General features: G+C 68.9%; 21 protein-coding genes. 19 read left to right on the top strand and 2 right to left on the bottom strand.

All coding sequences use genetic code 11. The annotated features are described in order from the left end of the window. The first annotated feature begins 51 nt into the window (after positions 1–51). The 12 genes from AC07NS_RS11285 (at position 52) to AC07NS_RS11230 (ending at position 11,933) form a co-directional block, all read left to right on the top strand. Positions 52–1,236 (top strand): deoxyguanosinetriphosphate triphosphohydrolase, encoded by a 1,185-nt coding sequence (locus tag AC07NS_RS11285; RefSeq protein WP_494603176.1) that lies wholly within the window; start codon positions 52–54, stop codon positions 1,234–1,236. A 141-nt stretch (positions 1,237–1,377) separates the two neighbouring features. Continuing rightward, positions 1,378–2,193 (top strand): cell division protein FtsN, encoded by an 816-nt coding sequence (ftsN, locus tag AC07NS_RS11280; protein ID WP_494603175.1) that lies wholly within the window; start codon positions 1,378–1,380, stop codon positions 2,191–2,193. Between the two features lie 14 nt (positions 2,194–2,207). Further along, a complete protein-coding gene (nagZ, locus tag AC07NS_RS11275) occupies positions 2,208–3,236 on the top strand; it encodes a beta-N-acetylhexosaminidase (protein WP_494603174.1) in 1,029 nt (342 codons plus the stop codon). Further along, positions 3,233–4,054: a segregation and condensation protein A gene (locus AC07NS_RS11270; protein ID WP_494603173.1), complete on the top strand. Its 822-nt coding sequence runs from the start codon at positions 3,233–3,235 to the stop codon at positions 4,052–4,054. Before nagZ ends, AC07NS_RS11270 begins: the two co-directional genes overlap by 4 nt. A gap of 172 nt (positions 4,055–4,226) precedes the next feature. Next, positions 4,227–4,898, top strand: a complete 672-nt coding sequence (gene scpB / locus AC07NS_RS11265) for an SMC-Scp complex subunit ScpB (RefSeq protein WP_494603172.1) — start codon at positions 4,227–4,229, stop codon at positions 4,896–4,898. Positions 4,899–5,041: 143 nt separating this feature from the next. Beyond that, positions 5,042–5,266 (top strand): twin-arginine translocase TatA/TatE family subunit, encoded by a 225-nt coding sequence (locus AC07NS_RS11260; RefSeq protein ID WP_101711345.1) that lies wholly within the window; start codon positions 5,042–5,044, stop codon positions 5,264–5,266. Between the two features lie 103 nt (positions 5,267–5,369). Continuing rightward, positions 5,370–6,002 (top strand): Sec-independent protein translocase protein TatB, encoded by a 633-nt coding sequence (tatB, locus tag AC07NS_RS11255; protein ID WP_494603171.1) that lies wholly within the window; start codon positions 5,370–5,372, stop codon positions 6,000–6,002. Then, a complete protein-coding gene (gene tatC, locus AC07NS_RS11250; protein WP_494603170.1) occupies positions 5,999–6,901 on the top strand; it encodes a twin-arginine translocase subunit TatC in 903 nt (300 codons plus the stop codon). The genes tatB and tatC overlap by 4 nt, the downstream gene beginning before the upstream one ends. A gap of 252 nt (positions 6,902–7,153) precedes the next feature. Then, positions 7,154–8,449, top strand: coding sequence for a serine--tRNA ligase (serS, locus tag AC07NS_RS11245; protein WP_494603169.1), 1,296 nt, complete (start codon positions 7,154–7,156; stop codon positions 8,447–8,449). Next, entirely contained in the window at positions 8,446–9,264 is an 819-nt protein-coding gene (gene surE / locus AC07NS_RS11240) for a 5'/3'-nucleotidase SurE (RefSeq protein ID WP_494603168.1), read from the top strand. The genes serS and surE overlap by 4 nt, the downstream gene beginning before the upstream one ends. After that, positions 9,264–9,923 carry a protein-L-isoaspartate(D-aspartate) O-methyltransferase gene (locus AC07NS_RS11235; protein ID WP_110120908.1) on the top strand — a complete coding sequence of 220 codons (660 nt, stop codon included), beginning with the start codon at positions 9,264–9,266 and terminating at the stop codon, positions 9,921–9,923. The genes surE and AC07NS_RS11235 overlap by 1 nt, the downstream gene beginning before the upstream one ends. A 105-nt stretch (positions 9,924–10,028) precedes the next feature. After that, the gene (locus tag AC07NS_RS11230) at positions 10,029–11,933 is read left to right on the top strand and encodes a LysM peptidoglycan-binding domain-containing protein (RefSeq protein ID WP_494603167.1); all 1,905 of its coding nucleotides are present in this window, start codon (positions 10,029–10,031) and stop codon (positions 11,931–11,933) included. Positions 11,934–12,018: 85 nt separating this feature from the next. On the opposite strand, the gene sodC is transcribed toward AC07NS_RS11230, so the two are convergent. Beyond that, a complete protein-coding gene (gene sodC, locus AC07NS_RS11225) occupies positions 12,019–12,543 on the bottom strand; it encodes a superoxide dismutase[Cu-Zn] (RefSeq protein WP_494603166.1) in 525 nt (174 codons plus the stop codon). 115 nt (positions 12,544–12,658) lie between these two features. On the opposite strand from sodC, the gene gyrA reads away from it, so the two are divergent. From gyrA to AC07NS_RS11200, 5 genes are all read left to right on the top strand, one after another. Then, complete coding sequence (gene gyrA, locus AC07NS_RS11220) at positions 12,659–15,415, top strand: DNA gyrase subunit A (RefSeq protein WP_494603165.1); 2,757 nt, start codon at positions 12,659–12,661, stop codon at positions 15,413–15,415. 22 nt (positions 15,416–15,437) lie between these two features. Then, positions 15,438–15,926 carry a pantetheine-phosphate adenylyltransferase gene (gene coaD, locus AC07NS_RS11215; RefSeq protein ID WP_110120905.1) on the top strand — a complete coding sequence of 163 codons (489 nt, stop codon included), beginning with the start codon at positions 15,438–15,440 and terminating at the stop codon, positions 15,924–15,926. Positions 15,927–16,057: 131 nt separating this feature from the next. Next, the gene (locus tag AC07NS_RS11210) at positions 16,058–16,915 is read left to right on the top strand and encodes a peptidylprolyl isomerase (protein ID WP_494603164.1); all 858 of its coding nucleotides are present in this window, start codon (positions 16,058–16,060) and stop codon (positions 16,913–16,915) included. A 12-nt stretch (positions 16,916–16,927) separates the two neighbouring features. Beyond that, the gene (locus AC07NS_RS11205; protein ID WP_494603163.1) at positions 16,928–17,812 is read left to right on the top strand and encodes a peptidylprolyl isomerase; all 885 of its coding nucleotides are present in this window, start codon (positions 16,928–16,930) and stop codon (positions 17,810–17,812) included. A 68-nt stretch (positions 17,813–17,880) separates the two neighbouring features. Beyond that, positions 17,881–18,348, top strand: a complete 468-nt coding sequence (locus AC07NS_RS11200) for a peptidylprolyl isomerase (RefSeq protein ID WP_494603162.1) — start codon at positions 17,881–17,883, stop codon at positions 18,346–18,348. Positions 18,349–18,396: 48 nt separating this feature from the next. Here AC07NS_RS11200 and AC07NS_RS11195 read toward each other — a convergent pair whose 3' ends face one another. Continuing rightward, positions 18,397–19,371, bottom strand: coding sequence for an endonuclease/exonuclease/phosphatase family protein (locus AC07NS_RS11195; RefSeq protein ID WP_494603161.1), 975 nt, complete (start codon positions 19,369–19,371; stop codon positions 18,397–18,399). 150 nt (positions 19,372–19,521) lie between these two features. Here AC07NS_RS11195 and queA point away from each other — a divergent pair, with 150 nt between their 5' ends. Both queA and tgt read left to right on the top strand, forming a co-directional pair. After that, complete coding sequence (gene queA / locus AC07NS_RS11190; RefSeq protein WP_494603160.1) at positions 19,522–20,628, top strand: tRNA preQ1(34) S-adenosylmethionine ribosyltransferase-isomerase QueA; 1,107 nt, start codon at positions 19,522–19,524, stop codon at positions 20,626–20,628. Next, positions 20,629–21,738 (top strand): tRNA guanosine(34) transglycosylase Tgt, encoded by a 1,110-nt coding sequence (gene tgt, locus AC07NS_RS11185; protein ID WP_494603159.1) that lies wholly within the window; start codon positions 20,629–20,631, stop codon positions 21,736–21,738. The last annotated feature ends 45 nt before the right edge of the window (positions 21,739–21,783 follow it).

Raw genomic sequence — 21,783 nt, 5'->3', positions numbered from 1 at the left:
ATATGAGGACGTCCGCGTCCCAGGAAAAGGGGCGATCAGCAAAGGCCGCTCATGTCGACGTCTCCGTTCGCCGTCCCCCGCGCCCCTTACGCCGAGGATCCGGCCAAGTCTCGCGGCCGGCGATACCAGGAAGACGAGAGCCGCAGCCGCACGCCCTTCGCTCGTGACCGCGACCGCATCATCCATACCTCGGCCTTCCGTCGCCTGAAGGAAAAGACCCAGGTGTTCGTCGCCCACGAGGGCGACCAGTTCCGCACCCGCCTGACCCATTCGCTGGAAGTCGCCCAGATCGCCCGCTCGCTGGCGACGGCCCTGGGGCTGGACGCCGACCTCGCCGAGACCATCGCCCTGGCCCATGACCTCGGCCACCCGCCGTTCGGCCATGCCGGCGAGGACGAACTGGAACTGCAGACCAAAGACTTCGGCGGCTTCGACCACAACGTCCAGACCTTCCGCGTGGTGACCGAGCTGGAGCACCGCTATCCGGACTTCATCGGCCTGAACCTGACCTGGGAGACCCTGGAAGGGATCATCAAGCACAACGGCCCGGTGATCCATAAGCTGGGCGAGCCGTCGTGGAAGGCGATCTCCAAGTACGACGCCGAATACGGTCTCAAGCTGGGCACCTGGGCTTCGGCCGAGGCGCAAGTCGCGGCCCTGTCCGATGACATCGCCTACAACAACCACGACATAGACGACGGCGTGGAGGCGGGGCTCTTCACGCTGGACGAGTTGATGGACGTGCCTCTGATCGGCCCGATCCTGGCGGCCGTGCGCAGCGAGCGTCCGGAACTCGACGCCCGCATCACCCGCCTGGAGGCCGTGCGCCGGATGATCGGCGCCATGGTCGACGACGTCATGGGCGAGACCCTGCAGCGGGCGGCCGCCACCGGCGTCGGCTCGGCCGATGACGTGCGGGCGCTGCCGCATGCGCTGGTCTCGTTCTCGGCCGACATGCTGGAAGACCTGGCCCGCCTTCGCCAGTTCCTCCACGCCAAGATGTACCGCCACTGGCGGGTGAACCGCACCCGCAGCCAGGCGCGCCGCATTCTGGCCGAGATGTTCACGCTTTTCTTGGCCGAACCCGAGGTCCTGCCCTCGGAATGGTTCGCCAAGTCGCAGAACCGCGACCAGGCCGGAAGGGCCCGCGTGGTGTGCGACTACATCGCCGGCATGACCGATCGTTTCGCCATCGAGGAGCACCGCAAGCTCTTCCATCTCGATGTCTGGAACTGAGAGGCTGCCGCCGCGGAAGGGCTATGCACAACCGCCGAGGGTGCGACAGTTCTGAACGGGGATCGGGTCCAGTACAGTACGAACTTGCGCGCGTGATTCGCCGATGGCGACGCGAGCGCCGGAATTCTGGAGCCTAGTGAGATGTCCGACCCGCACCGCGGCGCCTATGCGCCGCCCACCGATGCGCCGCTGTCCTTCGATGCGCGCCAGCCGGTGCGTGGGTCGAGGCCGCTGCCTCTGACCCTGATCATCAGCGCCGTGGTGCTCGGCACCCTGCTGGTCGGCGTGTTCCTGGTCTATCGCAACGGCATCCGCGGTCCCAACGAGCCGCCGCGCACCGTGGGCGAACCGGTGGCCGAGATGAAGGCCGCCCCGGCGCCGGACCAGAACAAGCCCGACGAAGCCGCCGGCCTGCAGATCTACAGCCACGAGAACCCGACGGCCTCGCCGACCTACGCCGCGCCGCCGGAAGAGCCGATGGCCCGTCCGACCGCCCCGCCGCCGGCCGCCCCGGTGCAGAGCGCCAGCCTGCCGCCGGCCAAGCCGCCCGTCGCCGCGCCCAGCGCGCCGGTTTCCGCCGCTCCGGCCAAGCCCGCGCCGACCAAGCCGGCCCCGGCGCCCAGCATCGAGAGCCTGGCCACCGCCGCCGTGGCGCCGCCCAAGACCGTTCCGGCCAAGCCGGCCGTCGCCGCGCCGAAGCCCGCCGCGACCGCTTCGGGTCCGGCCAGCGTCCAGATCGGCGCCCTTTCGTCGACCGCCCTGGCCGACAAGGCGTGGGGCGACGCCGCCCGCATCGCGCCGGGCCTGGCAGCCGGCAAGGGCAAGAAGGTCGAGGCGATCGACAAGAACGGCTCGACCCTCTACCGCACCTCGGTCACCGGCTTCTCCAGCCGCGCCGACGCCAAGGCGTTCTGCGACGCCCTGACGGCCGCCGGCAAATCCTGCTTCGTGAAGTAGGCGAGGGGAGCCCCATGAGCGTGTCGTCCGCCGCCATCCTCGGCTGCGCCGGGACCGTCCTGAGCGCCGAAGAAGCCGCCTTCTTCCGCGACGTGCGGCCGTGGGGCTTCATCCTCTTCAAGCGGAACATCGAGACGCCCGACCAGGTGAGGGCGTTGACCGCCGCCCTGCGCGAGACGGTTGGCCGTTCCGACGCGCCGATCCTGATCGACCAGGAGGGCGGTCGCGTCGCCCGCCTTGGAGCACCTCACTGGAAAAAGTATCCGCCGGGCCGCGCCTACGGTGACCTGGTCGCCAACGACCCGCTGGTCGCCCGCGAGATCACCCGCCTGGGCGCGCGCCTGATCGCCCACGACCTGACCTCGCTGGGCGTCAACGTCGACTGCGTGCCGGTGCTGGACGTGCCCGACCCCAAGGGCCACGAGATCATCGGCGACCGCGCCTATGGCGACACGCCCGAGCAGGTGGCGACCCTGGGCCGCGCGGCGGCCGAGGGCCTGCTGGCCGGCGGCGTGCTGCCGATCATCAAGCACATCCCCGGCCACGGCCGCGCCATGAGCGACAGCCACCTGGAGCTGCCGGTGGTGAAGGCCAAGCTGGCCGATCTTGAAGCCCGCGACTTTGCGCCCTTCCGGGTGCTGTCGGACATGCCGATGGCGATGACGGCCCACGTCGTCTACACGGCCATCGACCGCCGCAACCCGGCCACCACCTCGAAGAAGGCCATCAAGAAGGTCATCCGCGAGAGCCTCGGCTTCGACGGCTTGCTGATGAGCGATGATCTGTCGATGAAGGCGCTGTCGGGCGACTTCAAGCAGCGCGCCAAGGACAGCCTGTCGGCAGGCTGCGACGTGGTCCTGCACTGCAACGGCGACATGGACGAGATGAAGGCCGTGATGGCCGGCGTCGGCAAGTTGTCCAAGGAAGCCCGCCGCCGCGCCCAGGCGGTCATGGGCCGCCTGGTCAAGGTGCACGAGCCGCTCGACGTCGCCGAGGCCCGCGCCCGCTTCGACGCCGCCTTCGACGGCCGGTTCGCCGGGTGAGCACGGGCTTTCAGCCCACATTCGACTTCGCGGCCGCCCGGGAGGCGGCGGAAGACGGCGCGGCCCTGGTCATCGACATCGACGGCTACGAAGGCCCGCTGCACGTCCTGCTGGCTCTGGCCCGCAACCAGAAGGTCGACCTGCTCCAGCTGTCGATCACGAAGCTGGCCGAGCAGTACCTGGCCTTCGTGCAGCAGGCCCGCCGCGTGCGCTTCTCGCTGGCCGCCGACTACCTCGTCATGGCCGCCTGGCTGGCCTATCTGAAGTCCCGCCTGCTGCTGCCCAAGCCTGATCGCCCCAAGGCCGAGGAGCCGCCGGCTGAGGAGATGGCCGCCCTGCTGGCCTTCCGCCTCGCCAAGCTCGACGCCATGCGCAGGTCGGTCGAGGCCCTGAAGGAGCGCCCGCAGCTCCAGCGCGACGTCTTCATGCGCGGCGATCCCGATGCGGTGAAGATCGTTTCCTCCACCCGGTTCGAGGGCGATCTCTACGCCCTGATGAGCGCCTATATCAGCCAACGAAAGCGCGAGCACGGCCGCCACTACGCCCCGCGTCCGCCCCAGGCCTATCCGCTGGAGGACGCCCGCGACCGCCTGCGCACTTTCCTGCCCAGGATGGAGGAGTGGACGGCCCTGTCCGGCGTCGCCCCCGTCGAGCGCTGGGAGGAAGATCCCGACGGTCCGACGCCCGCCAGCTATCTGGCCTCGACCCTGTCGGCTAGCCTGGAGCTGGCCAAGGAAGGCGCGCTGACGGTGCGCCAGATGGGCGCGTTCGAAGAAATCTACCTGCGCACCCGGACGGACGTGGAGGAGGGGGCGTGATGATGGCCCGCTTCTCAAGAAACCTCCCCCTGTGGGGGAGGCGGCCGAAGGCCGGCGGGGGGGAGTTCTCAGCTTCCGCCCTTGGCCGACTTCGCAAGTATTCCCCCCACCGATCGCCGCGCGATCGCCTCCCCCACGGGGGGAGGTTCCTCGTCACCGGCCGGCGCTGCGCATGACCCTCGATCCTCTCTTCACCGAACGCTGCATCGAGGCTCTGCTGTTCGCGGCGGCCGAGCCGCTGAGCGTGGCCGACCTCGCTAAGCGCCTGCCGGACGGGGCCGACATCCCCGTCGGCATCGCCGACCTGCGCGCCCGCTGGGACGGACGGGGGATCGAGCTCGTCGAGGTGGCCGGCCGCTGGCGCTTCCAGACCGCCGCCGATCTCGCCTTCCTGATGACCGAGGAGCGCGAGGAGCCGCGGCGCCTCTCCAAGGCCGCCCAGGAGACCCTGGCCATCGTCGCCTATCACCAGCCCGTCACCCGGGCCGAGATCGAGGCCGTGCGCGGGGTGCAGGCCAGCCGGGGCACGCTGGACGTGCTGTTGGAGCTGGGCCTGATCCGCATGCGCGGCCGTCGCCGCACGCCGGGCCGCCCCGTGACCTTCGGGACGACGGACGCTTTCCTCGAGCACTACGGCCTGGCGAATCTAGGCGACCTGCCCGGCGTGGCCGAAATGAAGGCCGCGGGGCTGCTCGATCTGAACCTGCCGCCGGGCTTTTCCGTGCCCGATCCGATGGGGTTGCGGACCGACGGCGAGGAGGAGGACCCGCTGGACGAAGGCGAGACGCCGGAATTCGCTCAGGATTTCCTGGGCGAACTGGAGGGCGGAGAGCCGGGGCGTTGAGGCTGAGCCTGTCTTGGCCGGGGCGCAATGGCCGCGATTTGCACCGCTTGGCTCATGGCCATGCGGACGCCTATATTATCTGAGACATTGTAACGACACGCCGCAGCGGTTAAAGCGCCGCTGTCGCAAGGAGCACCGCCGTTATGGGTAGCATGAGCTGGATTCACTGGGTGATCGTGATCGCGGTCGTCGCCCTGCTTTTCGGTGGTCGCGGCAAGCTGTCCGGGATCATGGGCGACGCGGCCAAGGGCATCAAGGCGTTCAAGGACGGCTTGAAGGACGACACCAGCCAGGAAGTCGCCGACAACAAGTCCACGGGCGCGCTGCCGCGCACCGAGGCCGAGAAGGAAGACCTGCGCAAGTCGTAAGGTTTGTTTTCGCCGCGCCTTCCCCGGAGGGCGCGGCTTTGTTTTCCAAATCTCTCGGCCCAGGTCTCCACGGGGGAGCGCCGGGCCGGTCTGAGGCGCTTTCATGCTTCCTGATATCGGCGGCGCTGAGCTTCTGGTTATCGCCGCGGTCGCCCTGATCGTGGTGGGTCCGAAGGATTTGCCTGTTCTCCTGCGCAAGCTCGGCCAGTTCGTCGGCAAGATCCGCGGCATGGCCGCCGAGTTCCGCGCCAGCTTCGACGAGATGGCCCGCCAGTCGGAGCTGGACGAGTTGCGCCGCGAGGTCGAGGCCATGCGCGCCGGCCAGTACGCCAACCCGGTGCAGGCCGCGGTCGATCAGGCCAAGGACGCCACGGTCGACGAGGTGTTCGCCGACATCGACGCCAGCCTCAACAGCGGCGCGGTCCAGGCCCATCCCTACGCCGGGTACAATCCCGAGCCGGTCGCCGAGCCTGAAGTCGAGGTTCCGGTCAAGCCGGCCCGCAAGCGCGCCGCCAAGACTGTCGCCGAGCCGACCGTCGAGATCGTTTCCAAGACCTCGCGCGCCAAGGCCGCGTCCAAGGACGTCGGCGTCGCCGCCAAGGCTCCGGCCAAGAAGGCCGCCGCCCCCAAGGCGGCTAAAGCCGTCGCCGCCGGCGGGACGGCCGCCACCGTCGTCAAGCCGCCGCGCAAGCGCACCACCAAGACCGCCTCTTCCAGCTCGGACATCGTCTCGTGACCAATTCGATCGGATACGATCCCGAAGAGGAGATCGAGGCCTCGCGCGCGCCGCTGCTCGAGCACCTGACCGAGCTGCGCTCGCGCCTGATCGTCTGCGTGGTGGCGCTGTTCGTCGGTTTCGGCGTCTGCTTCTACTTCTCGAACCAGCTCTTCCTGTTCCTGATCCACCCGTTCGAGGTGGCCGCCGGCATGGTCGCGGCCGCCAAGGCGGGGGGCGCGCACCACAATCCGTTCGACCTGATCATGGTGCTGACCGGCATCAAGCCGCCGCCGGCGGACATCGCCCATCAGAAGTTCGTGTTCACGGCGCTGCTGGAGCAGTTCTTCACCAAGCTGAAGCTGTCGGCCTTCGGCGCCGTCGTCGTGACCTTCCCGGTGCTGGCCTGGCAGCTCTACCGCTTCGTGGCGCCCGGCCTCTACAAGAACGAGCGCGGCGCGTTCCTGCCGTTCCTGATCGCCTCGCCGGTGCTGTTCGTCATGGGCGCGGCGCTGGTCTACTACGTCATGCTGCCGTTCATCGTCTGGTTCTCGATGAACCAGCAGATCTTCGGCGACGCCATATCGGTCGAGTTGCTGCCCAAGGTGTCGGACTACCTGACCCTGGTGACCTCGCTGCTGCTGGCCTTCGGCCTGTGCTTCCAGCTGCCGGTCGTGGTGTCGCTGCTGGGCATGGCCGGGATCATCGACTCCAAGATGCTGCGCGCCGGCCGCCGCTACGCCATCGTCGGCGTGTTCATCGCCGCCGCCGTCCTGACCCCGCCCGATCCGATCAGCCAGCTGACCCTGGCGATCCCCATGTGCCTGCTCTACGAGATCGGCATCTGGTGCGTCTGGATCATCGAGCGCGGCCGCAAGAAGCGCGAAGCCGAAGAGAGCAAGGACGTCGTGGCGGTCTAACCGCCTTCCTTCTCCCCTTGCGGGAGAAGGTGTCGGCGATAGCCGACGGATGAGGGGGCTCTCAAAAGTCAGACGCCGCGAAAGCCGATCCGCTTTCGCGGCGTTTTTCGTTCGTGCGACCCCTCACCCGACCTCCCTCCGGGAGGCCACCCTCTCCCGCAAGGGGAGAGGGGACGTGCGAAAAGGTTGGCGCCCTTGGCGACGCGCCTTAGAGAAGGGCGTTTCTTAACGACTTCCTTCCGAGCGCTCCCGATGCACGACATCAAGGCCATCCGCGAAAACACCGAAGCCTATGAAGCCGCCTGGTCGGCCAAGGGCCGTTCGGGCGCGGCGTCGGAAGCCGTCAAGCTCGACGCCCAGCTGCGCGCCGCCCAGACCGCCCTGCAGGAAGCCCAGGCCAAGCGCAACGAAAGCTCCAAGCTGATCGGCGCGGCCAAGGCCAAGAAGGACGAGGCCGAAGCCGCTCGCCTGATGGCCGAGGTCGAGGCCCTGAAGGGCCGCATGGCCGAGGCCGGCGAAGAAGAAGCCCTTGTCGGCGCCAAGCTGAAGGACCTGCTGGCGTCTCTGCCCAACATCCCCGCCGCCGAAGTGCCGGAAGGCGAGGACGAGACCGGCAATGTCGAGCAACGCCGCTGGGGCGATCGCTCCAAGCTGCCGGCCGGCCGACTGAACGCCCCCAAGGACCACGTCGATCTCGGCGCGGCCCTCGGCGGGATGGACTTCGAGGCGGCCGCCCGCATGAGCGGCGCGCGCTTCGTGGTGCTCAAGAAGGATGTCGCCCGCCTCGAGCGCGCGCTCGGCCAGTTCATGCTCGACCTGCAGACGGTCGAGCATGGCTACACCGAGATCAGCCCGCCCGTGCTGGTCAAGGACGACGCCCTGTTCGGCACCGGCCAGCTGCCCAAGTTCGCCGAGGACCTCTTCCGCACCACCGGCGACCACTGGCTGATCCCGACCGCCGAGGTCTCGCTGACCAACATCGTGCGCGAGCAGGTCACCGGCGAGGAAGAACTGCCGCTGCGCCTGACCGCCCTGACCCATTGCTTCCGCTCGGAAGCCGGCGCCTCTGGCCGCGACACCCGCGGCATGATCCGTCAGCACCAGTTCCAGAAGGTCGAGCTCGTTTCGATCACCACGCCTGATCAGTCGGAAGCCGAGCATGAGCGCATGGTCGAATGCGCCGAGGCGGTGCTGAAAAAGCTGGAGCTGGAATTCCGCACCATGCTCCTGTGCAAGGGCGACATGGGCTTCGGGGCGCGCAAGACCTACGACCTGGAGGTCTGGCTGCCGAGCCAGGCGACCTTCCGCGAGATCAGCTCGTGCTCCAACTGCGGCGACTTCCAGGCTCGCCGCATGGACGCCCGCTTCAAGAAGGCCGGCGAGAAGGGCACGCACTACGTCCACACCCTGAACGGCTCGGGCCTGGCCGTCGGCCGCACCCTGGTGGCCGTGCTGGAGAACTACCAGGACGAGGGCGGTCGCATCCATATCCCGGCCGTGCTGCAGCCCTATATGGGCGGCCTGACCCACATCGGGGGCCCGGCTTGAGGATCCTCCTTACCAACGACGACGGCATCCACGCTCCGGGCCTGCAAAGCCTGGAGCGTATCGCCGCGGCCCTGTCGGACGACGTCTGGATCGTCGCGCCGGAATACGAGCAGTCGGGCGCCAGCCGGGCGCTGACCCTGTCGGATCCCCTGCGGGTGCGGAAGATCGACGCCCGCCGTTTCGCTGTCGAGGGCACGCCCACCGACTGCGTGGCGCTGGCTTTTCAGGAACTGATCGAGGGCAAGAAGCCCGACCTGGTGCTGTCGGGCGTCAACCGCGGTCAGAACCTGGCCGAGGACGTCACCCTGTCGGGCACCGTCGCCGGCGCCATCGAAGGCATGGTCCTGGGCGTTCCGTCGATCGCCCTGTCGCAGGCCATGACCTATTTCGCCGACGAGGTCGTCGCCCACTGGGAGACCGCCGAGCACTTCGGGCCCGGCATCGTGCGCCGGCTGCTCGAGGTCGGCTGGCCGTCTGACGTCGTCATGAACGTCAACTTCCCGCCGCTGCCTCCGGAACGGGTCGATGCCGTGGAAGTGACCCGCCAGGGCTTTCGCGACTCGCACTTGCGGCGCATGGAAAAGCGGACGGACCTGCGCGGTCGCGACTACTACTGGACCGGGTTCACCGTGAAGCCGTCCAATCCGCCGGAGGGCACCGATCTGAAGGCCGTGTACGAAGGGCGCATCTCGGTGACGCCCCTGCATATCGACCTGACGCACAACGCCACCGTCGCCGCCCTCAAGGGCGTGTTGGGCGGCGCGCCGCCCAAGCTCGCCTCCAAGTCGGAGAGCAGCCCGGAGCCCGGCCTGTGATGGCGAGCGCCAAGCGACCGGAAACGCCTGACGCGCTGCTGAAGCGGCTGCTCGACGCTTTGCGTGCGCAGGGCGTGACCGATCCCAACGTGTTGTCGGCGATCGAGAAGACGCCGCGCGATCTCTTCACCCCCGATCTCTTCAAGGAGCGGTCGTGGGAGGACTCGGCCCTGCCGATCGCCTGCGGCCAGACCATCAGCCAGCCGTTCATCGTCGGCCTGATGACGCAGGCCCTGACGGTCGAGCCGCGTTGCCGGGTGCTGGAGATCGGCACCGGCTCGGGCTACCAGACCGCGGTCCTTTCCCGGGTGTCGCGCCTCGTCTACACGGTCGAGCGCTATCGCACCCTGATGAAGGAGGCCGAGGCGCGTTTCGCCGTGCTCGGCCTGACCAACGTCATCACCAAATTCGGCGACGGCTGGGAAGGCTGGCGCGAGCAGGCGCCTTTCGACCGCATTATGGTCACGGCTGCGGCGCAAGAAGAACCTAAGGGGCTCCTGGCCCAGCTCAAGCCCAACGGCGTGCTCGTCGCACCCGTCGGACGTGGGCCGGTCCAGAGCCTTCGCCGCTATGCCGGCGACGGGAAGGGGGGCTTCACGGTCGAAGTCCTGTGCGAAGTGCGTTTCGTCCCGATCCTGGAAGGCGTCGCCCGCGAGTAGTGCGGGTTCGGCGTCCACAGGTTCGGTGACGTCGTGCGTGTTTGGTTAAGGTTTGATTCACCCTTGCGGCGGCGACTTGAAGGCTCCGCGAGGAAAGGAGAGGTCATGAGGCAGTTGTGGACGCAAGCGGCGGTCATCGCCCTGACGGCTGGAACGCTCGCGGCCTGCGAGACGACCGGCGCGCAGTATCCCACCCGCGCCAGCGAGGGCGTCAGCCCGCCCGTCGTCCAGGCTCCGCCGGCCGCCCAGACGCCGCCTCCGACCCAGGCGCCGCCGCCTGAGGACGACGCCCCGCCGGTGACCGCGCCGGTCGGCGCCGGCGCCGTGTCGAGCCAGCCGCTGGCTCCGGTGACGACCGCCGAGATTCCGCCGCCGCCCCCGCCGCCGGCCGACAGCCGCCCGCTGTCGCCGCCCGTACAGCACCAGCCGCCCGCCCAGCCCGCCCTGCGCCCGGTCGTGGTCACCACGACGAACGGCAAGGTCGTGGACGTCGGCGGCGCGCCGGAAGTTTATGTCGTCAAGTCGGGCGAGGGCCTCGACGCCGTCGGCCGCAAGATGGGCCTGTCGCGCGCCGAACTGGCCAAGCTGAACGACCTCGACGAGCCCTATCGCCTGAAGCCCGGCCAGAAGCTGAAGGGCAAGTCGACCAAGGCGAAAGCGTATGTGGTCGAGAGCGGCGACACCCTGAGCTCGATCTCCCGCCGCTTCAGTGTCACCCCGGCCGCCCTGGCCGAGGAGAACGACCTGTCGTCGGGCGCCTCGATCCGCGCGGGCCAGAAGATCCGCCTGCCGCAGGGCTACAAGGACAAGGGTCCGGCCAAGACCACGGTCATGCAGCCGGTTCCCGGCGGCTCGACCTTGCTGGCCGGCGCCGCGCCCGCGCCGACCTATTCGGCCCCGCCGATCGGCTCGTCGCGTCCGTCCGCGCCGCCGCCGTCGCGTCCGGTCGTCGCCGAGCGTGATCCGGAGCCGACCCCGGCCGCCACGACGACCACCACCGTCTCGATCGCAGGCAAGGTGATCGAGGTGGCCGGCAAGCCGAAGATCCATACGGTGAAGTCCGGCGACGCCATCGACTCCATCGCCCGCGACCTCGGCACCACCCGCAAGGACTTGGTCGAGGACAACGACCTGAAGGCCCCGTACGTGATCCGTCCGGGCCAGAAGTTGAAAGGCCCGGCCACCACCGACAAGGCCTATGTGGCCGAAAGCGGCGACACCCTGGCCGGCGTCGCCAAGCGCTTCAACGTCAGCGTCTCGGCGCTGTCGAAGGAAAACAATCTGCGCGCCGGCGCGTCGCTGAAGAAGGGCCAGAAGGTCGTCCTGCCCGACGGCTACAAGGACCGCGGCCCGATCCGCACGACGGTGACCACGCCCGCGCCGCGTCCCGCCGGTTCGACCACGACGGCCCAGGCGCCGACCAGCCCGCCGCCGACCACCGGCCTGCCGTCGGCTCCGCGTCCCTACACGCCGTCGGGTTCGACCCCGTCGACCACCTATTCGCGCCCGAGCGCCCCGGTGTCGGCCCTGCCGGTGACCCCGCCGCCGGCGCCGTCGCGCCCGATCATCGAAAGCAGCGCGCCGCCCACCGAGGCCGAGATCACCGCCGCCGGTCGCGGCCGCTTCATCTGGCCGCTGCGCGGCGAGACGATCTCCGACTTCGGTCCCAAGGGCACGGGCCAGCGCAACGACGGCGTCGATATCCGCGCCGCCGCCGGCGCGCCGATCAAGGCCGCCGCCTCGGGCGAGGTGGTCTATGCCGGCAATCAGGTGCCCGGCTTCGGCAACCTCGTGCTGATCAAGCACGCCGACGGCTGGGTGACGGCCTATGCCCACCTGGCCACCACCGACGTGAAGATGCGCCAGCAGGTCGGCCAGGGCGAGCAGATCGGCACCGTCGGTCAGACCGGCGGGGCCAGCGAGCCGAAGCTGCACTTCGAGGTCCGCTACGCCCCGACCCCGAAGGACAAGGCCAAGCCGATCGATCCTGGCCTGGTGCTCCCGCGCTAAGCGACGGCCTCAAGCCCATACGACAACGGCCTCCGGAGCGATCCGGAGGCCGTTCTTGTTTCCGCCCGAAAATCGGAAGGGAGGGTTACTTCACCACGCCGCAGGCGCTGCGTGCGCCGGCGCCGCCGATCGGCTGGCTGGTGTAGTCGTCGGGGCTGGCGTGGATGACGATGGCCGAGCCGTCGGCGTCCAGCAGGGCGGGGCGGCCGCGTCCGCCCTTGAGCGAGACGAGCTGCGAGAAGAACTCGGCGCTCGCCGTACCGTCGGCCCCGGCGTGGAGGTTGGGCAGGTCGCCATTGTCGTTGCCTTCGGCGCTCAGCAGGCCGTGGACCACCGTGGTCGCCGCGTGAACGTGGGCGCCGGCCGACTTGAAGTCGGGCGTTCCGCAGTCGCCCTTCTCGTGGAAGTGCAGGCCGTGCCAGCCCGGCGTCAGGCCCTTGGCCTCGATGCGCAGCAGAACGCCGCGCGGGCCTTCGGTGAGCGTCGCCGTGCCGATCGACTTGCCGTCAGCGCCCTTGATGTCGGCGGTCGCCGTGGCGGGCGCTTCGGCGGCGGAGGCCGCGGTGGCGGCGACGAGGCCGGCGGCCAGGAAAAGGGCGGTCAGACGCATGAAACTGCTCCTGCAATCAAAGGGACGCATGGGGCCGCGAAGGTGGCGCCGTCCGTGGTGGAATGCTAACTGTTTCCGACTGTTCCGTGTTCGATTCTGACGGCGAAAAATCCCCTTGAGCGACGATCAAAACACTCTGCCCCCTGAAGGGCCGCGCGGAGACATCGCCCCGATCAACATCGAGGACGAACTGCGCCGTTCGTATCTCGACTATGCGATGAGCGTCATCGTCAGCCGCGCCCTGCCGGACGCGCGCGACGGCCTCAAGCCGGTGCACCGCCGGGTGCTGTTCTCGATGCACGAGCAGGGCCAGACGCCCGAGCGTCCGTACGTCAAGTCGGCCCGCGTGGTCGGTGACGTCATGGGTAAGTATCACCCGCACGGCGACGCCTCGATCTACTTCACCCTGGTGCGCATGACGCAGTCGTTCTCGATGGGCCTGGTGCTCATCGACGGCCAGGGCAACTTCGGCTCGGTCGACGGCGATATGCCCGCCGCCATGCGATACACCGAGTGCCGCATGGCGCCGCCGGCCATGTCGCTGCTGGCCGACCTCGACAAGGACACGGTCGACTTCGCCGACAACTACGACGGCAAGGAGCAGGAACCGACCGTCCTGCCGTCGCGGATCCCCAACCTGCTGGTCAACGGCGCGGGCGGCATCGCCGTCGGCATGGCCACCAACATCCCGCCGCACAATCTGGGCGAGGTCATCGACGCCTGCCTGCTGCTGATCGACGAGCCGGACGCGACGACCGACCAACTGCTCGACCTCGTGCCCGGTCCGGACTTCCCGACCGGCGGCGAGATCATCGGCCGCTCGCCGCCGCGCAACGCGCTGCTGACCGGCCGCGGCTCGGTCGTCATGCGCGGCGTGGCCTCGGTCGACGAGATCCGCACCGGCCGCGAAGCCATCATCATCACCGAGATCCCGTATCAGGTGAACAAGGCCAACCTGGTCGAGCACATCGCCGAGTTGGTTCGCGACAAGAAGATCGAGGGCGTCTCCGACATCCGCGACGAGTCCAACCGCGACGGCATGCGCATCGTGGTCGAACTGAAGCGCGACGCCTCGGGCGAGGTGATCCTCAACCAGCTCTACCGCTTCACGGCGCTGCAAAGCTCGTTCGGCGTCAACATGCTGGCCCTGAACCGCGGCCGCCCCGAGCAGATGGGCCTGCGCAAGCTGCTCGAGGTGTTCGTCGAGTTCCGCGAGGAAGTCGTCGTCCGCCGAACCAAGTTCGAACTCGGCAAGGCCCGTGACCGCGGCCACGTCTTGGTCGGCCTGGCCATCGCCGTCGCCAACATCGACGAATTCATCCACATCATCCGCTCGTCCAAGGACCCGGCCGAGGCGCGCGAGCGCCTTGTGGCCAAGGCCTGGCCGGCTGGCGACATGCTGCCGCTGGTCGACCTGATCGCCGACCCGCGAACCGTGCAGGAAGACGGCGGCCTGATCCGCCTTACCGACGAGCAGGCCCGCGCCATTCTGGCCCTGACCCTGTCGCGTCTGACGGGCCTGGGCCGTGACGAGATCGGCAACGAAGCCGCGAGCCTGTCCGACGCCATCCGCGGCTATCTCGAACTGCTTTCCGACCGCGCCAACATCATGGCCGTGGTCCGCGAAGAGCTTGTCGAGGTGAAGGACAAGTTCGCCATTCCGCGCCGCTGCCAGATCGTCGACGGCGACGCCGACATGGAAGACGAGGATCTGATCGTCCGCGAGGACATGGTCATCACCGTCACCATGGGCGGCTACGTCAAGCGCACGCCGCTGGCCAACTACCGCACCCAGCACCGGGGCGGCAAAGGCAAGTCGGGCATGGCGACCAAGGACGAGGACGCCGTCACCCGCGTGTTCTCGGCCTCGACCCACGCGCCGCTGCTGTTCTTCACCTCGGGCGGCAAGGTCTACAAGCTGAAGGTCTGGAGGCTGCCGCTGGGCGCCGCCAACTCGCGCGGCAAGGCGTTCGTGAACCTGCTGCCGATCGAGCCGGGCGAGACCATCACCTCGATCCTGACCCTGCCCGAGGACGAAGCCACCTGGGACGGCCTGGACGTGATGTTCGCCACCCGCTCGGGCAGCGTCCGCCGCAACAAGCTGTCGGACTTCGTCGACGTTCGCCGCAACGGCAAGATCGCCATGAAGCTCGATGACGGCGACGGCATCGTCGGCGTGGCGGTCTGCAACGCCGACCAGGACGTGCTGCTGACCACGGCGGCCGGCCGCTGCATCCGCTTCTCGGTCGACGAGGTGCGGGTGTTCGCCAGCCGTGACTCGACCGGCGTGCGTGGCGTGAAGCTGGCCGATGGCGACACCGTCATCTCGATGGCCGTGCTGCGCAGCGTCGATGCGACCCCGGCCGAACGCGTCGCCTATCTCAAGCACCAGCGCGCCCTGCTGCGCGCCGCCTCGGGCGAGGAGGGCGACGAAGCCCCGGCGCCGGAGGAGGCCGACGAGGAGGCCGGCGAGGCCAGCCTGACGGTCGAGCGCATCGCCGAGCTGGGCGCGGCCGAGGAGATCATCCTGACGATCTCGTCGGAAGGCTACGGCAAGCGCACCAGCGCCTACGACTTCCGTCGCACCGGCCGTGGCGGCCAGGGCCTGGCGGCCCAGGATCTGTCCAAGCGCGGCGGCAGGCTGGTGGGCTCGTTCCCCGTCGAGGAGAGCGACCAAATCCTGCTGGTGACCGACGCCGGTCAGCTGATACGGTGCCCCGTCACGCAAATTCGTGTTGCGGCGCGGAATACTCAGGGCGTAACCGTCTTCCGCACGGCGGCCGACGAGCATGTCGTGAGCGTCGAGCGTCTGGCGGAAGCCGGCGGCGACGAAGGGCAGGGCGACGCAAGCGGGGCGGATGAGACCCCGTAAGTCAGAGGACGCAGGGGGTTTCATGCGCATTGGCCTCTATCCCGGGACGTTCGACCCGGTCACCAACGGTCACCTCGACATCATCGGTCGAGCGGTCAAGCTGGTCGACCATCTGGTCATCGGGGTGGCTGTGAACATCGGCAAGAACCCCCTGTTCACGCTCGAAGAGCGGGTCGCCATGCTGCAGCGCGAGACGGCCCACCTGGGCGGCGCGGTGATCGAGGTCCGTCCGTTCGACAGCCTGCTGATCCACTTCGCCCGCGAGGTCGGCGCCCAGATGATCGTCCGCGGCCTGCGGGCCGTGGCCGACTTCGAGTACGAATTCCAGATGACGGCGATGAACCAGCAGATGGATCGCGAGATCGAGACCGTCTTCCTGATGGCCGACCCGCGCCACCAGGCCATCGCCTCCCGGCTGGTCAAGGAAATCGCCTCCCTCGACGGCGAAGTCGGCAAGTTCGTCACGCCAGGCGTGGCGGCGGAGCTGATCGGGAAGATCAAGAACCGCTGACCAGATCCTCTCCCTTCATGGGGAGGGTCTTTCGCCCACAAGTCGTCGAAATCGTCGGCGCATATCGGCAGCGCTTGTCGTACCGCTTCGCGCGCTTTAACGCGGAGCGGGAGATCTGTTCGGGGAAATCCATGAAGTCTGCGTTCCGCGTTCTCGGCGTCGCCGCCCTGGCGCTCGTTTCGGCCTCGGCCGCGCCCATCGCCGCGTCGGCCCAAGTCGCTGGTCAAGTCGCCGAATGGCGCACGCCCGACCCGCAGAACGTGCTGGTGGTGGAGACCAACAAGGGCCGCATCGTCGCCGAACTGGTTCCCGAAGCCGCGCCCGGCCACGTCGAGCGGGTGCGGGAACTGGCCCGCGCCGGCTTCTATGACGGCCTGACCTTTTTCCGCGTCATCGACACCTTCATGGCCCAGACGGGCGATCCGAAGAACGACGGCACGGGCGGTTCGGACAAGCCGGACCTGACGGCCGAGTTCACCTTCCGTCGCGCTGGGACCGGCGGTGCGTTCGCCCCGGCCGGCAAGCTCGGCTCGCTGGAGACCGGCTTCGTCGGCCCGCTGGCCGTGACCAGCCAGTCGTCGATGCTGGCGGCCATGACCGCCGACGGCAAGGTGCAGGCCTGGGGCAACTTCTGTCCCGGCGTGCTGGGCATGGCCCGCGCCGGCGATCCCAACAGCGCCAACAGCCAGTTCTTCTTCATGCGCCAGACCTATCCGTCGCTGGACAAGACCTACACCGCCTTCGGCCGCGTGCTGTCGGGCCTGGACGTGGTGCGGGCCATCAAGGCCGGCGAGCCGGTGGCCGATCCGCAGGACAAGATGATCAGCGTGAAGGTGCTGGCCGACATTCCTGCCGACAAGCGCCCGACCGTGCAGGTGATGGACACCCGCAGCGCCGCCTTCGCCGAAGTGCTGAAGAAACGTCAGGCTGAGCTTGGCGTCGGCTTCAACATCTGCGACGTGGAAGTGCCCGCCAAGGTCAGCAAGTAAGCCGAGGTCCTGATGCGCCTGCCGATCGCCGTCGCCGCCGTCTCCCTGGCCGCCTTCGCGGCGGTCGTCCCGGGGGCGCAGGCCGCGTCCAAGGCCAAGCGGGCCAAGGCGGTCGCGGTCGTGGCGGCTTCCGGTCCGAAGACGTCGGACTGGCGCACGCCGGCGCCGGACACGGTGATGGTGATCGACACCAACCGCGGCCGCATCCTGGTCGAACTGATCCCCGAGGTCGCGCCGGCCCACGTGGCGCGCCTGCAGGAACTGACCCGAGCCGGCGTCTATGACCGCCGCACCTTCTTCCGGGTCATCGACCGGTTCATGGCCCAGACCGGCGATCCGGAGGACACCGGCCAGGGCAATACCGACAAGCCCAACCTGAAGGCCGAGTTCACCTTCCGCCGCGACCAGGACCTGCCGTTCGTCGTCGCCGCTTCGCCGGCGGGGACCGAGGTCGGCTTCCTGAAGTCGCTGCCGGTGGTCAGCCAGGGCTGGGCGTGGAGCACCATGACCAGCGACAAGAAGGTCGCCGCCTGGGGGACCTATTGCCCGGGCGTGGTCGGCATGGCCCGCGACGACGCGCCCGACAGCGCCAACAGCCAGTTCTTCCTGATGCGCCAGCCCTATCCGTCGCTGGACAAGCGCTACACGGCCTTCGGCCGGGTGATCTCGGGCCTCGACGTCGTGCGGGCGATCAAGACCGGCGAGCCGGTGGCCGATCCGCAGGACGAGATGACCACCGTGCGGCTGCTGGCCGACATCCCCGAGGCCGAGCGCCCCAAGGTGAAGGTGATCGACCCGAAGGGCGCCTGGTTCCAGGGCCAGATCGCCGCCGTTCGCAAGGCGCGGGGGGCGGACTTCTCGGTCTGCGATCTCGAGCTTCCCGTCGAGGTTCGGTAACCGGCTGGTTCACAGCCGCCGTTCGACGGGCTAAAGAGCGCCCAATATTCCAATCCGAAGGGACGACCATGTCGGCTGACCTCGAAAACACCCTGATCCTGACGCTGGAGACCGGCCCGGTCACCATCACCCTGCGTCCCGACCTGGCGCCCGGCCACGTCGAGCGGATCAAGGAACTGGTCCGCGAGGGCTTCTATGACGGCGTCGTCTTCCACCGCGTGATCCCGGGCTTCATGGCCCAGGGCGGCGACCCGACCGGCACCGGCCGCGGCGGCTCCTCCAAGCCCGACCTGAAGGCCGAGTTCTCGGCCGAGCCGCACGTGCGCGGCGTCTGCTCGATGGCCCGCACACCGGATCCGAACTCGGCCAACAGCCAGTTCTTCATCGTCTTCGACGACGCCACCTTCCTCGACAAGCAGTACACCGTCTGGGGCGTGGTCTCCGAAGGCATGGAACACGTCGACGGCCTGCCGAAGGGCGAGCCGCCCCGCGCGCCGGGCAAGATCGTCAGCGCCAAGATCGCCGCCGACGCCTAAGTCAGAGAGGGCCCCTTCGGAAACGGAGGGGCCTTTTTCCTTTCCGCCTCAACCGCGCTTGAGCGTGATCACCACCGGCAGGTGGTCCGAGCCGATCGACGGGCCGCGGCGCACGCTGACCGTCTTCCATTGCGAGCCGGCGTAGACGTGGTCGATCGGGAGCACCGGCGAGGGCAGGTCGCCGATCCGCAGGCCGCCCTTGGCAGGCCAGGAGGCGAGGGCGCGGGTGCGGCGCTCCAGTCCGAACATCTTGTCCTGGCGGCGCAGGCTCCACGACCAGGGCGTGGAGTTGAAGTCGCCGGCGACGATCATGCCCTTCTTGTCGAAGCGGGTGAGGATGTCGGCGAGGCGGCGGGTCTGGGCCTGCTGAGGTCCGGCCGGGATCGGCCAGACATAGTGGGCGGCGATCACGGTGAAGGGACCGTCGGCGTCGGCCAGGGTGGCCCAGGTTCCCGAGAAGTGATCGCCGTCCTCGTAGAAGCCGCCGCGGTCGATCATCCGCTTCTTGCTGAAGATCCAGGTCTCGCAGGGCTTCTTGCCGGCGCAGGAGACCGAGAACGGATAGAGCTTGCGCAGAGGCCAGATGAGCGGCCAGGACCAACCGCCGCCTTCCTCCACGAAGACTACGTCGGCGTCCTGGGCGAGGACCCAGGCCAGCGCCTTCTTGGGGTCTTCGTTGAGCGCCCAGGCGTTGAACTGCACGACCTTCAGCGTCGCCGGACCCGCGTCGTGCGGGCGGCGGGCGGCGATCAGTTCCGGGGCCATCAGGCCGCTGTTGAGCAGGACGGCCGCGACGCCGAAGGCCACGATCGCCCAGCGCTCGCTACGGCGCGAGACGATGGCCGCCAGAATCCCGCCGACCACGCCCAGAGCCAGCCAGAGCGGCGCGACGTGGGTGACGATGTCGAGCCGGTCGCTGAAGGCGCCGCCGAGGCCCGCCAGGCCCATGGCCAGCCCGGTGAGCGCCAGCGTCAGGGCCGCGCCGCGGAAGAACAGTCGGACGAGATGAAGGATCAACTGCATGCTCCAGCCTTAGCACGCGTGGACGACGGTTGCGTAAGCCCGCAAGCGCCGGAAAGGCCGGGCAGGGCGGTGCTGCGTAACCGCGCGGCGCCTCGTGCGGCCGCGGCGCGCCTTGACCTTGCCGCCCCTTCGTGGCCTTGAAGCCGGCCCATGCGCCTTTCCGACTTCGACTTCGACCTTCCCGACGACAGCATCGCCCTGCGCCCGGCCGAGCCGCGCGACAGCGCGCGCTTTCTCGTCGTGCGTCCGGGACAGGAGCTGGCGGACCACGTCGTCCGCGAGCTGCCCGATTTCCTGCGTCCCGGCGACGCCCTGGTGTTCAACGACACCCGGGTGATCCCCGCCCGCCTGTCGGGCTTGCGCGAGGGGCGCACGACCGGCGGGGCCGACGGCACGCCGGTCGCCGTCGAGGCCACCCTGCATCGCCGCATCGCGCCGGACCGCTGGAGCGCCTTCATGCGTCCCGGCAAGCGCCTCAAGGCCGGCGACCGCGTGGCCTTCGCCGCCGTCGGCTCGACGCCCTGCGAAGCCGAGCGCCTGGACGCCACCGTCGTCGAGAAGCACGAGGGCGGCGAGGTGGTGCTGGCCTTCGATCTTTCCGGCCCCGACCTCGACATCGGCATCGCCCGTCACGGCATGATGCCGCTGCCGCCCTACATCGCCGCCAAGCGGGCCGAGGACGACCGCGACCGCGCCGACTACCAGACCGTCTACGCCCGCGAGGACGGCTCGGTGGCTGCGCCGACGGCGGGCCTGCACTTCACGCCAGGCCTTCTGGAGGCCCTGAAGGCCAAGGGCGTCTCGCTGCACTTCGTGACCCTGCACGTGGGGGCGGGCACCTTCCTGCCGGTGAAGACAGACGAGGTTTCCGAGCACAAGATGCACGCCGAGTTCGGCGAGGTCAGCGGAGAGACGGCCAACGCCCTGAACGCCGTGCACGCCGCCGGCGGGCGCATCGTCTGCGTCGGCACCACCAGCTTGCGCCTGATCGAGAGCGCCACGGGCGAGGACGGGGTGGTCCGGCCCTTCGCCGACGAGACGGCGATCTTCATCACGCCGGGCTACCGCTTCCGCGCGGTGGACGTGCTGATGACCAATTTCCACCTGCCCAAGTCGACCCTGTTCATGCTGGTCAGCGCTTTCGCCGGCCGCCAGGTGATGCGCGCGGCCTATGAGCACGCCATATCGACGGGCTACCGCTTCTATTCCTACGGCGACGGCTCGTTGCTGTTCCGCGCCGAAACCGAGACCGTCTAGATGGCCGCCTTCCCCTTCGAGATCAAAGCCACGGACGGCAAGGCCCGGACGGGCGTGCTGAAGACCCCGCGCGGCGACATCCGCACGCCGGCCTTCATGCCGGTGGGCACGGCCGGCACGGTGAAGGCCCTGACGGTCGACCAGGTCAAGGACACCGGCGCCGACATCATCCTGGGCAACACCTACCACCTGATGTTGCGGCCGACGGCCGAGCGGGTGAAGCGCCTGGGCGGGCTGCACAAGTTCATGCGCTGGGACAAGCCGATCCTGACCGACAGCGGCGGCTTCCAGGTGATGAGCCTGTCGGGGATCAGCAAGGTCACCGAAGAGGCTGTGACTTTCGCCAGCCACATCGACGGGACCAAGCACGTCTTGAGCCCCGAGCGGTCGATGGAGATCCAGGCCGACCTGCTGGGCAGCGACATCGTCATGCAGCTGGACGAATGCGTGGCCTGGCCGGCGGAAGAGGCCAGGGCGCGTCAGGGCATGGAGCTGTCGGCGCGCTGGGGCCTGCGCTCGAAGACGGCGTTCGGCACGCGCGATACGCAGGCCCTGTTCGGCATCCAGCAGGGCTCGACCTTCGAGAGCCTGCGCAGGGAGTCGTCGGAGCGGCTGCAGGAGATCGGCTTCGACGGCTACGCCATCGGTGGGCTGGCGGTAGGCGAGGGCCACGAGGCGATGTGCGAGGTCTTGGACTATGCGCCGGGCCTGCTGCCGGCCGATCGTCCGCGCTACCTGATGGGCGTGGGCAAGCCGATCGATCTGGTGGAGGCCGTGGCGCGCGGCGTCGACATGTTCGACTGCGTGCTGCCGACCCGCTCGGGCCGCCACGGCCAGGCCTGGACCTGGGACGGGGCGATCAACATCAAGAACGCCCGCTTCGCCGAGGACGAGAGCCCGCTGGACCCGACCAGCGACTGCCCGGCCAGCCGCGACTATTCCAAGGCCTATCTGCGCCACCTGTTCAAGGCCGAGGAGATCCTGGGCCAGGTGCTGCTGTCGTGGCACAACATCGCCTTCTTCCAGGCCCTGACGGCGGCCATGCGCGCCGCGATCGCCGAAGGGCGGTTCGAGCAGTTCCGCCGCGATTTCGCGGCGCGGCAGAAGTAAGCCCTTCTCTCCTTGCGGGAGAAGGTGGCCCTGCAGGAACCTCCC

Source organism: Caulobacter sp. GW821-FHT10A10, assembly GCF_059415745.1.
The sequence above is the reverse complement of the archived record's forward strand: the minus strand, read 5'-3'. Positions and strand labels throughout refer to the sequence as shown.